Annotated in this window: 9 protein-coding genes; 5 read left to right on the top strand and 4 right to left on the bottom strand. The window is 55.7% G+C overall.

Annotated features, from left to right (window positions below; translation table 11 throughout):
* Positions 1 to 141: 141 nt before the first annotated feature.
* From hmsP to ACR6JA_RS16510, 3 genes are all read left to right on the top strand, one after another.
* Positions 142 to 2,127: a biofilm formation regulator HmsP gene (gene hmsP / locus ACR6JA_RS16520; RefSeq protein ID WP_213713562.1), complete on the top strand. Its 1,986-nt coding sequence runs from the start codon at positions 142 to 144 to the stop codon at positions 2,125 to 2,127.
* A 181-nt stretch (positions 2,128 to 2,308) separates the two neighbouring features.
* Positions 2,309 to 3,595, top strand: a complete 1,287-nt coding sequence (locus ACR6JA_RS16515; RefSeq protein ID WP_008460613.1) for a dicarboxylate/amino acid:cation symporter — start codon at positions 2,309 to 2,311, stop codon at positions 3,593 to 3,595.
* A 276-nt stretch (positions 3,596 to 3,871) separates the two neighbouring features.
* Complete coding sequence (locus ACR6JA_RS16510; protein WP_008460615.1) at positions 3,872 to 5,356, top strand: M16 family metallopeptidase; 1,485 nt, start codon at positions 3,872 to 3,874, stop codon at positions 5,354 to 5,356.
* 116 nt (positions 5,357 to 5,472) lie between these two features.
* Here the strand turns inward: ACR6JA_RS16510 and kdgK are convergent, their stop codons facing one another.
* Complete coding sequence (gene kdgK / locus ACR6JA_RS16505; RefSeq protein WP_494494199.1) at positions 5,473 to 6,405, bottom strand: 2-dehydro-3-deoxygluconokinase; 933 nt, start codon at positions 6,403 to 6,405, stop codon at positions 5,473 to 5,475.
* Between the two features lie 242 nt (positions 6,406 to 6,647).
* Here kdgK and pdeH point away from each other — a divergent pair, with 242 nt between their 5' ends.
* A complete protein-coding gene (pdeH, locus tag ACR6JA_RS16500; RefSeq protein WP_166994838.1) occupies positions 6,648 to 7,421 on the top strand; it encodes a cyclic-guanylate-specific phosphodiesterase in 774 nt (257 codons plus the stop codon).
* A 65-nt stretch (positions 7,422 to 7,486) separates the two neighbouring features.
* On the top strand, positions 7,487 to 9,553 hold the full coding sequence (locus ACR6JA_RS16495) for an AsmA family protein (RefSeq protein WP_494494198.1): 2,067 nt from the start codon (positions 7,487 to 7,489) through the stop codon (positions 9,551 to 9,553).
* 52 nt (positions 9,554 to 9,605) lie between these two features.
* On the opposite strand, the gene ACR6JA_RS16490 is transcribed toward ACR6JA_RS16495, so the two are convergent.
* The 3 genes from ACR6JA_RS16490 to yhjD all read right to left on the bottom strand — a co-directional run bounded on the left by ACR6JA_RS16490 (position 9,606) and on the right by yhjD (position 12,933).
* Positions 9,606 to 10,931, bottom strand: a complete 1,326-nt coding sequence (locus ACR6JA_RS16490; RefSeq protein ID WP_213713571.1) for an MFS transporter — start codon at positions 10,929 to 10,931, stop codon at positions 9,606 to 9,608.
* 196 nt (positions 10,932 to 11,127) lie between these two features.
* Positions 11,128 to 11,784: a DapH/DapD/GlmU-related protein gene (locus ACR6JA_RS16485; RefSeq protein WP_494494197.1), complete on the bottom strand. Its 657-nt coding sequence runs from the start codon at positions 11,782 to 11,784 to the stop codon at positions 11,128 to 11,130.
* A gap of 90 nt (positions 11,785 to 11,874) precedes the next feature.
* Positions 11,875 to 12,933: an inner membrane protein YhjD gene (gene yhjD / locus ACR6JA_RS16480; RefSeq protein ID WP_213713575.1), complete on the bottom strand. Its 1,059-nt coding sequence runs from the start codon at positions 12,931 to 12,933 to the stop codon at positions 11,875 to 11,877.
* Positions 12,934 to 12,984: the final 51 nt, after the last annotated feature.

The following is a 12,984-nucleotide window of genomic DNA, read 5'->3' as shown; positions in this document are numbered from 1 at the left end:
CGCAAAGTTGCCCATAAATGCAGAATTACCCGATTCTCCTGAGGTCAGGATTAAAAAGAGCGGCAATGCAGTATACTCTGCGGGCATAAGAATATCCTGATGCCGGGCGTGGCGCAGGTTAAGCAAAAGCGGAGAGTCAGCTTGCGAGTCAGTCGTTCCCTAACGATAAAACAGATGGCGATGGTGTCAGCCGTGGCCCTGGCGTTTATTTTCATTTTTATCGTCATTCAGCTGTTCCATTTTGTGCAGCAAAACCGCTACGACACCGCCACGCAAATGGAGAAAATCGCCCACTCCGTGCGTCTTCCGCTGTCTGAGGCCATTTTGCGGGCGGATATTCCGCAGGCCGAGGCTATTCTTCAGCAGATCCAACCTTCGGGCATCATCAGCCGAGCCGACGTCGTGCTGCCCAATCAGTTCCAGGCGCTTCGCATTAGCTTTATGCCGGAGCACCAAATCCCGATGCTCATCACCCGCGTGTTTGAGCTGCCGGTGCAGATTTCCCTGCCGCTTTATTCCCTCGAACGCCCGGCAAACCCGCAGCCGCTGGCTTACCTGGTGCTACAGGCTGATTCCTGGCGCATGTACCGCATTATCATCAGCACGATTTCCACTCTGCTGACCACCTATTTGCTGCTGGCGCTGATTTTGACCGTGGCGATCAGCTGGTGCATTAACCGGCTGGTGGTGCATCCGATCCGCAAGATTAGCCGCGAGCTGAGTAACCTGAATCCTCAGCAAGCGGGTGAGCACCAGCTCACGCTGCCGCCGCTGCACCATGACGATGAGATTGGCATGCTGGTACGCAGCTATAACCGCAATCAGCAGGTTGCCCAGCGTCTTCAGCAGCAAATGAACGCGTTGAGTACCCATCATCCGGTCACGGAGCTGCCAAATAAGGCGCTGCTGATGGCGCTGATTGAGCAGATGGTGGCGAACGAGAAACGCGGCGCGTTGATGTTAATCGGGAGCGAAACGCTCCAGGATGCGGCCGGCGTGCTGAACGAAGAGCAGCGCGAGATGCTGCTGTTGACGCTGGTCGAGAAAATTAAACCCGTGTTGCCGACCAACGCGGTGCTGGCCCAGCTCAGTCAGAATGATTTTGGGCTGCTGCTCTATGGCGTCAGCGACCCGTGGAATGCCATGACGCTGGCACAGAAAATCATGGAAACGCTCAACGCCCGTTTGCCCGTTCAGGCATTGCAACTGAAACCGACCGCCAGCATTGGCATTGCGATGTTCAGAGGGGGCCTCGATGCAGAACAGCTTTATCGCCGGGCGGCTTCGGCAACGCTTGCGGCTCGCCGCTTCGGGAAAAACCAAATTCAGTTCTTCGACCCCGATCAGATGGAGATAGCCCAGCAGCGCCTGACCGAAGAGCACGATATTTTGAATGCGCTTGAGAAGCATCAGTTTGCTATCTGGCTACAGCCGCAGGTGGATATGCGTGACGGGAGCGTGGTCAGTGCCGAAGTCCTGCTGCGCCAGCGTCAGGCTGACGGTAGCTGGAGCCTACCGGAAGGGCTGATTGAGCGTATTGAAGCCTGCGGGCTGATGATTACCGTCGGTAGCTGGATCCTCGAGGAGTCCTGTCGCACGCTGTCTGCCTGGCAAAGCCGGGGCGTTACGCTGCCGCTGTGCGTCAATCTCTCCGCGCTTCAGCTGCTGCATGACGCCATGGTGCCTTCGCTCCTGGAGCTGCTCAGACGTTACCGAATCCAGCCCGGCACGCTGATTCTTGAAGTTACCGAGAGCCGCCGCATTGATGATCCACAGGCGGCGGTCAATATCCTGCGGCCGCTCCGCCAGGCCGGGGTGCGTATTGCGCTGGATGATTTTGGTATGGGTTACGCCAGCCTGCACCATCTGCACCACATGAAAGCGCTGCCGATTGACGTGCTGAAGATAGACAAAAGCTTCATCGAAGGGCTGCCGGAAGATAACGCGATGGTGGGCGTGATTATCGCGATGGCCAAAGCCCTGGATCTGAAAGTGGTGGCTGAAGGCGTGGAACAAGAAGCGCAGCGCGAGTGGCTGGTGCAGCAGGGGGTTATCTATGCCCAGGGGTTCCTGTATGCCAAAGCGCGTACCCTTGAGCAGTTTGAACGTGAATTTCTTACTGCGTAAATGAAAAACAATAGTTACAAATGTTACGAGCTGGATCGGTTCAGTTCAAGTTTTTAACAGTTCCGTTAACAAAATCGATCCAGGCCACTTCTGCGTTTTTTTTAGGGTGCTATGTTGAGTGCCGCAGTCATACCGGTTCCTGAGCCGGGGCTGCGGTTACTCTCCGTCCAAGGATACTCTAATGAAAACCTCACTCTTCAAAAGTCTGTATTTTCAGGTGCTGACCGCAATTGCCATCGGCATTTTGCTGGGTCACTTTTACCCGGAATTGGGTGCCCAAATGAAACCGTTTGGCGACGCGTTCGTTAAACTGATTAAAATGATTATTGCGCCCGTCATCTTCTGTACCGTGGTGACCGGGATCGCTGGCATGGAAAGCATGAAAGCCGTAGGCCGTACAGGCGCGGTAGCGTTACTTTATTTTGAAATTGTCAGCACGATTGCGCTGATTATCGGGCTGGTTGTGGTTAACGTGCTGCAGCCAGGCGCCGGCATGAACGTGGACCCGGCGACGCTGGATGCCAAAGCGGTTGCGGTTTACGCTGAACAAGCTCAGCAGCAGGGCGTTATTGCCTTCTTGCTGGACGTGATCCCGGGTAGCGTGATTGGTGCGTTTGCCAGCGGTAACATTCTGCAGGTGCTGCTGTTTGCCGTTCTGTTTGGCTTTGCGCTGCATCGCCTGGGCCACAAGGGCCAGATGATCTTTAACGTCATCGAAAGCTTCTCTCAGGTTATCTTCGGCATCATCAATATGATCATGCGTCTGGCGCCAATCGGGGCGTTTGGGGCCATGGCGTTCACCATCGGTAAGTACGGCGTAGGTTCTCTGGTGCAGCTGGGCCAGTTGATCGTCTGCTTCTACATCACCTGCCTGCTGTTTGTGATTCTGGTCCTGGGCTCCATCGCCCGCGCGACGGGCTTTAGCATCTTCAAGTTCATTCGCTATATCAAAGAAGAGCTGCTGATTGTACTGGGGACATCGTCTTCCGAGTCTGTTCTGCCGCGTATGCTCGATAAGATGGAGAAGCTGGGCTGCCGTAAATCCGTTGTGGGCCTGGTCATTCCAACCGGCTACTCCTTCAACCTGGACGGCACCTCGATTTACCTGACAATGGCGGCGGTGTTTATCGCTCAGGCGACCAACAGCCACATGGATATCTTCCATCAGATCACGCTGTTGGTTGTGCTGCTGCTCTCTTCTAAAGGGGCTGCAGGCGTGACGGGAAGCGGCTTTATCGTGCTGGCGGCAACCATTTCTGCGGTAGGCCATCTGCCGGTTGCGGGTCTGGCGCTGATTCTGGGTATCGACCGCTTCATGTCCGAAGCGCGCGCGCTGACCAACCTGGTCGGTAACGGCGTGGCGACCGTCGTTGTCGCGAAATGGGTAAAACAGCTGGATGAAAAGCAACTTCATCAGCAGTTGGATAATCCAAAATCTGACAAAAAAGTGACCGAAGTCTCCCACTAATCCGACCAATTGCCCGCAGCGACTTGCCCTCGCTGCGGGCGACTCTGCATAATCCCCCTAATACCCGCCATACTTCATCTTGCAGGTGTATTAATTACCGCCTACCTGCAGCTCGAATTATTTAGGGTTTTTATTCTCTATTTTTGACTTTCTTACGTGACGTTTTCGCAGAAATGCGGTCAAACGGATTGGTGAAACGTCACCTATGTCGGTTTGCGGACGTCGAATGCCGCGCCGATGTGCTACTTTTAACCAGGATTGTTTTTAGGGGTTCACATGCAGGGCACCAAGATTCGACTTTTAGCTGGCGGGTTGCTATTAGCCGCAACGGCCAGCAACGTGCAGGCAGAAGCGCTCCAGCCGGACCCGGCCTGGCAACAGGGAACGCTTTCTAACGGCTTCCAGTGGCAGGTTTTGGCCACCCCCCAGCGCCCAAGTGACCGCGTTGAAATTCGCCTGATGGTGAATAGCGGTTCGCTCACAGAAACCGCCCAACAAAGCGGTTACAGCCACTTTTTACCGCGCATGCTGTTGACGCAGACCGGCGGTCTGCCGACGAGCCAGGCGCGTTCGTTATGGCACCAAAGCAGCGACCCGGAGCGTCCACTTCCTCCGGCTATCGTCTCCTATGACTTCACGCTGTTTAACTTAAGCTTGCCTAATAACCGCAATGATTTGCTGAAAGAAGCGCTGACGTTTATGTCGACCAATATCGGGTCGCTGGCGGTGACGCCGGCAACCGTCACCGCGGCACTGCATGTGCCGGATATGGTCGCGACCTGGCCGATGAACACCAAAGACAGCTGGTGGCGCTACCGCCTGAAAGGCTCCACGCTGCTTGGCCACGATCCGGCTGATAATCTCAAGCGCCCGGTTGATGCCGCGCAGCTCAAAGCGTTTTACGACAAGTGGTACACCCCGGATGCCATGACCCTCATCGTGGTGGGTAACGTGGATAGCCGCAGCGTGGCGGAGCAAATCAATAAAACCTTCGGTGAGCTAAAAGGCAAGCGCGACACGCCTGCGCCTGTGCCAACGCTTTCCCCGCTTAACCCTGAGCCGGTGAGCCTGATGACCGACAGCGTGCGTCAGGACAGGTTGTCCCTGATGTGGGACAACAGCTGGCAGCCGATTCGTGAGTCTGCGGCGCTGCTGCGCTACTGGCGTGCCGACCTGGCCCGTGAAGCGCTGTTCTGGAATGTGCAGCAAAGCCTGAGCAAAAATGGCGTTAAAGACCTCAATCTGAGCTTTGATTGCCGCGTGCTTTATCTGCGCGCCCAGTGCGGGATCAACATTGAATCCCCGAACGATAAGCTGAACGCCAGCCTTACCAGCGTCGGGCGTGAACTGTTGAGAGTGCGCGATAAGGGGTTGTCTCAGGAAGAATTCGACGCGTTGATAGCGCAGAAAAAGAATGAGCTGACGAAGCTGTTTGCTACCTACGCGCGCACCGACACCGACGTGCTGATAAGCCAGCGTTTGCGTTCGCTGCAAAATCAGGTGGTTGATATTGCACCGGAGCAGTACCAGAAGCTCCGGCAGGACTTCCTCGACAGCCTGACCGTGTCGATGCTCAATCAGGATCTGCGTCAGCAGCTGTCTCAGGAGATGTCTATGGTGCTGCTGCAGCCTAAAGGCGAACCTGAGTACAACATGAAGGAGCTGAAAGAGACGTGGGATAAGGTGATGGTGCCGGCTGCGCCGCCGCCGGTGACGGACGATCCTAAGCCGGAAGTTTCGGATATTCCACCGGCTTCTTAGCAGTGGGATTGCCCCTCACCCCGCCCCTCTCCCCACAGGGGAGAGGGGGAACTTGCGCAGACATTTTCTTTTCGTCCCCTCTCCCTTCCAGGGAGGGGGTTAGGGTGAGGGTCATCTTATTGGGGCATTGCATCCAGCGGGATAATCGCCCCGCGATATTGAATCACCGTGCCCGCCGTCAAATGACCACGCTTCGCGGCTTCTTCTGCTGTACCCCCGGTTAAACGCACCGCCAGATAACCCGCGCTAAAGGAATCTCCTGCCGCGGTGGTGTCCACGATTTTTTCTTTTGCCAGGCGAAGCGCCGGGACGTCGAGTAGATCCTCGCCGCTGACCGAGACCAGGCAAGACTCAGCGCCTCGTTTGATAACCACTTCTTCTACGCCAGCAGCATGCGTCCGGCGAATCACTTCCTCTGCCGGGATTATGCCCCATAGCGCGTCTTCGTCGTCCAGCGTCAGAAACGCAATATCCGTGCAGGCCAGCATTTGCCGGTAAACACGCTGTGTCTCTTCCGGGCTGGTCCATAAGCGTGGCCGATAGTTATTGTCGAAAATGACTTTGCAGCCGTTCGCTCTGGCCTGCTTCAGCATCGCGAAAAGCTTCTCCCGGCTGGCGTTATTGAGGATGGCCAGGCTAATGCCGCTCAGGTAGAGATAATCAAACCGGGCCAGTTCCGCACATATTTCGTCTGAACGCTCGCTTTCCAGCCAGAACCGCGCCGCTGCTTCGTTACGCCAGTAGTAGAACGTCCGCTCACCGTGGCTATCGGTCTCGATGTAATACAGGCCCGGAAGGCGGTGCTCCAGGCGCTGAATCAATGCCGTGTGCAGGTGTTCCCGTTGCCAGGTGTCCAGCATTTGCTGGCTAAAACTGTCCTCGCCGAGCGCGGTGACATAATGCACTTCCAGCGCGCCTTCGCTGACCTGGCGGGCGAGGTAAACCGAGGTATTTAAGGTATCGCCTCCGAAGCCGCGATGCAGCTGGGCCCCACTTTGAGACAGTTCGATCATGCATTCGCCGATCACGGCAATTTTCTGAGTGAGCATAAGAGACCTGGCGGTTAAATGAACAAAAACGCTGTTTTTTGCATTCTCCGCCGTGGCGAAAAGTGAGTCAAACATTTTAAAACAGCGTTTTGAAAATATTTGATGTACGCCAGGTTATTGTGATTGTGACAAAAATCGCTCCGGCGCATTTTGCTGCGAAAGCGAGCATAAAGTTCTCTATTCCGACGCCGATAACCTTTCGACGAGCCATGTAGCGTTATCAGGGCAAACAGGATGTACAGATGAAGTTGAAGCAGATCACTCACCGGCTGCATACGCTTGAGGCGAGCGTTGAAAGTTTGCAGGAGCGACGATTCTGGCTGCAATGCCAGCGCCGCTACACCTTTCAGCCGATTTACAAAACAGACGGAAAATTGATGGCAGTTGAACTGCTGACGGTGGTCACGCATCCGGCTGAGGCTGACGTACGTATCCCGCCTGACCGCTATTTCTCTGCGATCCCCAGCCGCCAGCGTCTTACGGTGGTGGAAGAGCAACTGCGTCTGCTGGAAGACTGGGCGCAGACCTTCATCGGTCACGGCATACTGGCCTCGGTGAACGTCGATGGCCCCACTTTAATTGCCATGAAGCAGCATCAGCCGATTCTTGATCTGATCGCCAAACTGCCGTGGGTACGTTTTGAACTTGTGGAGCACATTAACCTGCCGCAGGCGGCAACTCTGGCCGGCATGCACGAGTTTGGCCCGCTCTGGCTTGATGATTTTGGTACTGGCCTGGCTAACTTCTCCGCGCTGAGCGAAGTCCGCTACGACTATATCAAAGTGGCGCGCGAGCTTTTCATCATGCTACGAAAAAGCGATGAAGGGCGGAATTTATTTACCATGCTGCTGCAATTAATGAACCGCTACTGCAAGGGCGTGATTGTAGAAGGCATTGAAACTGTTGAAGAATGGCGAGATGTTCAGTCTTCACCTGCTTATGCGGCACAAGGTTATTTCCTGTCGCGCCCTGTCCCCTTCGAAAACCTGGAAAACGTTCTGATTCGCCTCCCCTGATGTCGTTTCGGTCACGCTGAACTATCTTTTAGTCAGGCAGTCCGGCATCAGGAGAGGTAAGAAGGATGACAAAAACGGGTAAAATTAGCAGCACAGTCGCCGGGATTTTCTTGTTGTTGGTTGTCGTAGCGATCGTGGCGATCGCCACGTTTGACTGGAACCGGCTGAAACCAACCATCAACCAAAAAGTCTCGACAGAGCTGAACCGCCCCTTTGCCATTCGCGGCGATTTAGGGGTGGTTTGGGCACGAAATAAAGACGAGCCCGGCTGGCGCAGCTGGGTGCCGTGGCCACACGTTCATGCCGAAGATATCCTGCTTGGTAACCCACCTGATATCCCCGAAGTTACCATGGTTCATCTGCCCAGCGTCGAGGCCACGCTCGCCCCGCTTTCGCTGTTAACCAAAACGGTTTATATCCCCTGGCTTCGCCTGGTTGAGCCGGATGTCCGTATTATCCGGCTGTCGGAAAAAAACAATAACTGGACCTTTAACCTTGCCAGTGCTGGCGGCAGCGATCCCAATCAAAAACCCTCCGGCTGGTCCTTCCGGCTCGACAATATCCTGTTCGATAAAGGTCGGATCGCCGTGGACGATAGAGTGACCAAGGCGGCGCTAACGATCCTGGTTGATCCTTTGGGTAAACCGCTGCCGTTTAGCGAAGTTTCCGGCCAAAAGCCACAGGGCAAAGATGCGGCGACGGCGGCAGATTACGTTTTCGGCCTGAAAGTGAATGGCCGCTACAACGGCCAGCCGGTGGAGGGCAGCGGTAAAATTGGCGGTATGCTGGCACTGCGTAGCGAAGGCGATAGCGCATTTCCGGTGCAGGCAGACGTGCGTTCGGGGACATCGCGAGTGGCCTTCGTTGGCACAGTTAACGACCCGATGAAAATGGGAGGCGTCGATCTCAGGCTCAAGTTCTCCGGCGATTCCCTCGGTAATCTTTACGCGCTGACCGGCGTGCTGCTGCCGGAGACGCCTCCGTTTGAAACGGACGGCCATCTGCTGGCAAAAATCGACACGGATAAAGGCTCGGTCTTCCGCTATCAGGATTTTAACGGGCGTATTGGCGACAGCGATATTCACGGTTCCCTGACCTACAGTCAGGGTAAACCCCGGCCTAAACTTGAGGGCGATTTAGTCTCTAAACAGCTGCGGCTGGCCGATTTAGGGCCGCTGATTGGCGTTGATTCCGGGAAGGATGCCGAAAAGACGAAAAAAGCCAGACAGCAGCGGGGCGACAGGACGGTGCAGCCAGCCGATAAAGTGCTGCCTTACGATCGCTTTGAAACGGACAAATGGAACGTGATGGATGCCGATGTGCGCTTTAAAGGGCAGCGCATTGAACACAGCGGCACGCTGCCGCTGAGTGACCTCACCACCCACGTGATCCTGAATAACGCTGACCTGCGCCTGCAGCCGCTGAAATTTGGCATGGCGGGCGGCTCCATCAATGCCAATATCCACCTTGAGGGCGATAAAAAGCCGATGCAGGGGAAAGCGGATATTCAGGCGCGTCGTCTGCAGCTGAAGCAGCTTATGCCGAAGGTTGAGTCGATGCAGAAAACGCTGGGCGAGCTGAACGGCGACGCTAATCTGAGCGGACGCGGTAACTCAGTCGCGGCGCTGCTGGGCACCAGTAACGGCAGCCTGAAGCTGTTGATGAACGACGGGCTTATCAGCCGTAACCTGATGGAAATCGTTGGCCTTAACGTGGGCAACTACATTGTCGGCAAGATTTTTGGCGATGATGAGGTGCGGATCAACTGCGCCGCTGCGAACCTGGATTTACGCAACGGAATTGCGACGCCGAGAATTTTTGCCTTTGATACTGAAAACGCGCTTATTAACGTCACCGGCAGCACAAACTTTGCCAGCGAACGTCTGGATCTGACCATCGATCCGGAGAGCAAAGGGATTCGTATTATCACTCTGCGTTCTCCGCTCTATGTGCGCGGCACGTTCAAGAGCCCGGATGCGGGAGTGAAGCCGGGGCCATTGATTATTCGTGGCGCAGTGGCTGCGGCGCTTGCCACGCTGGTCACTCCGGCGGCGGCGCTGGCTGCGCTGATCTCGCCTTCTGAAGGAAGTGATAATCAGTGCCGGACGATTTTGGGGCAGATGAAGAAGTAAGGCTGCCCCTCACCTCACCCTCTCCCTTTTAGGGAGAGGGTGAGGGTAAAAATTACAGCGACTGGTGGCGGGTCTCTTTACTCAACAACAGCGCAATCAGCGTCAGTGCAGACATTGCCGCCAGATAAACCCCGACATAGAACAGGCCATAATTAGCCTGCAGCCAGGTGGCGATATACGGTGCGACGGACGCGCCAAGAATGGACGCGACGTTGTAAGAGAATGACGCGCCGGTATAGCGGACTTCTGTCGGGAACATCTCCGGAAGCAGCGCCCCCATCGGGCCAAAGGTAAGCCCCATCAGGCTCAGACCAATCAGCAGGTAGGCCATCACCAGCGTCTGGTTCCCGGAGCCCAGCAGCGGCGGGAAGACGAACAGCGCAAACAGAATCATCAGGCTGGTGATCACAATCATGCTCTTGCGGCGGCCAAAAGCATCCGCCAGATAGCCCGCAATCGGCACCATCACGCCAAAGCCAATCACCGCCATCATCAGCATCCAAAGCACCTCATTGCGCGAGAAGCCCAGTCCCGCCGGAACGGGCGCGGTGCTGAAGGTCATGGAATAGACCGTCATGATATAGAACAGCGTATAGGTCGCCAGCATGATGAAGGTGCCGAGGATCGTCGCCTTCAAATGTTTGGTCAGCAGCGTGCCCAGCGGGACTTTGACCTGCTTACCGGCTTTGGCAATCTTCGCGAATACTGGCGTTTCATGCAGCGAAACGCGGACATAAAGCCCGATAATAACCAGAACCGCAGAGAGGATGAACGGCACGCGCCAGCCCCAGGACATGAACTGTTCGTCGGTAAGCAGCCATGAAAGCAGCAGGAAGGTGCCGTTGGCGAAGAAGAAGCCTATCGGCGCGCCCAACTGCGGGAATGAACCGTACAGCGCGCGTTTGCGCGGCGGGGCGTTCTCCGTGGCCAGCAATGCCGCGCCACCCCATTCACCGCCCAGGCCAAGACCCTGGCCAAAACGGGCCAGCGCCAGCAGAAGCGGGGCGAAGATACCGATGCTGGCATAGCCCGGCAGCAGGCCGATGACGACGGTCGAGATCCCCATCGTGAGCAGGGAAGCGACCAGCGTGACTTTGCGACCGACGCGGTCACCGAAGTGGCCGAATAGCGCTGAACCAATCGGACGAGCCACAAAGGCGATGGCAAAAGTGGCGAGAGACTGTAGCGTGGCAGCCGTCGGGTCACCCTGCGGGAAGAAGATGTGCGGGAAGACAATCACCGCCGCGGTGGCATAGATATAGAAGTCGAAGAATTCGATGGCCGTGCCGACCAGCGAAGCAACAACGACTTTTCCGCGTGAGTTTACGGGCGTAGCGTCAGCCCCGGTATCGAGAGTTGTGGCAACGGATGCTTGCATAGATTTTTCTTATTTATGGCGAACGAAAGTCCATTTACGCATAGCAAAAGAAGCATTTCAACGCGCCGCACCGGGCGAAATGGCTCAAAAAACGCGCATTAAGTGGATAATTTTTAAGCCTGCCCGTAACCTTCTATGAAATGCTTCACAAAATTTTCAAAATAGAGAATAAAACTGGTTTTAGGTTAAATAAAAGTTACCAGTTAGATTTATCTGCTGAGTTGGTCGGCTTGTCCCAGCGAGCGCAAAAACTGGCTATCTCACCGGATTGAAATTCCGGCAGGTGCGCCATTAATTTCTCCAGCGGCCAGTCCCACCAGGCGATACGCCCCAGGCTTTCAGCCACCTCCTGCGGGAAACGGCTGCGAATAGGTTTCGCTGGCACGCCGCCAACGATGGTGTACGGCGGCACATCTTTGCTGACCACCGCGCCCGCGGCCAGTACAGCGCCGTCACCTACTGTCACGCCGGGCAGGACGATAACACCGTGGCCAATCCACACGTCGTTACCAATTATCACCCGGTCCTCGCGGCGATGCGTAAAGAATGAGGTATCCCGGCCAACATCAGTGGCGTAGTACTCGGGACAGTAGGTAAAGCGGTGCTGTGACGGGCGATCCATCGGGTGATTGGGGGCGCCAAGTCGAACGTGGTTGGCAATGGCGGTAAATTTGCCGATCTCGCTGTCGGCCACGCAACAATGTTCCCCGAGGTAGGAGAAGTCGCCGAGGGTGCTGTATTCCAGCACGCTGTTGGCGAGTACTTCACATTGTTCGCCGATGTGTGTTTCGCGCAGGCGAACGCTGGGGTCAATAACAGTTTTTTGGAGTTTGGGTACGGAGGCAGTTGTCATGGCATGTTCTCTGGTCGGAGGTTTAGACAAGTGGACCTGCTAACCTGAAGGTCGGCAGGCCACCTATCCTGACCGGAAATCATGACAGGATTATTTATGCGTTTTTCCCGGCATCCTCGGGTCGTCTTTGTATTCTGCGGTGGCAATCCAGGCCGCGCAGAACAGCGTCAGGCGGGCGAAGAAGTAGAAGAAGGCCATCAGCCCCAGCACCGAGCCAAAAGCGGCCCCGGAAGGGGAACTGACGAGCTTCGGCAGGCTGTAGGTCATGATGATTTTGATCACCTCAAAGCCGATGGCCGCAATCAGCGTGCCGCGAATCAGCGCCTTGCGGCGTGGGCGATGGCGCGGCAGACGCCAGAAGATCCAGAAGAACAGCAGATAGTTGGCAAAAATAGAAATCGCCAGGCCGACCAGATGCCAGACCGGTTTCAGCCATTCAATATCGCCCAGGTGCAGCAGGCCGATCAGCAGCGTCTGGGCCGAGCCGGAAATCGAGGTAATAGACAGGGTAACGATCAGCGCAATCAGCAGTCCAATCAATGAGATAAAATCACGCAGGTATTTTACCCAGAATTTTTCCTGATCCTGCGGGCTGCGTTCCCACTTATCCCGCGACTGAGCGCGCACCGCTTCACGCAGGTTGCCCATCCAGTTAATGCCGGAGTAAAGCGCAATCAGCAGCCCGACCAGGCCAACGGTGGTGCGCTGCTGAACCGCGGTATTGATGGTATTTTTCAGGGTGGCGGCAAGCGTCGGGTCACTGACGTTCTCAAGGATTTTGGCAAAAATATCTTCGAGCAGCGTCGGGTGAGAGGCAAGCACATAACCGCCTGCCGCGAAGGCCACCATCATGATGGGGATCAGCGACAGAAACGAGAAGTAGGTAATGGCGGCGCCAAACTGATTCCCCAGCCGATCGTTAAAGCGTTCGGCGGCGCGGAGCAGGTGGGCAACCATCGGCTGCCTGACCGTTTTGTTGACCACGGATATGGTGCTGTTCACCGCGGCGTTGCTGGTTTTGAGCTTTACCAGCGGTTCGTTTTCTGCGGGCTCGCCTGGGGCTTCATCCTGCTGGGTTTCGATAGGGACAACAGGCTCATACTCGAGCTCGTGGGTTGGGCGTTTTTCGCGGTTATCCGGCGTCGTCATAGGGTCAATTTTCCTTTTGCTGTGGCAGGATCTTAAGGAAATTATAGCCAT

It is taken from the genome of Cedecea sp. B1(4) (genome assembly GCF_059414925.1).
Note: the sequence above shows the minus strand (reverse complement) of the source record. Positions and strands in the feature narration are given on the sequence as shown.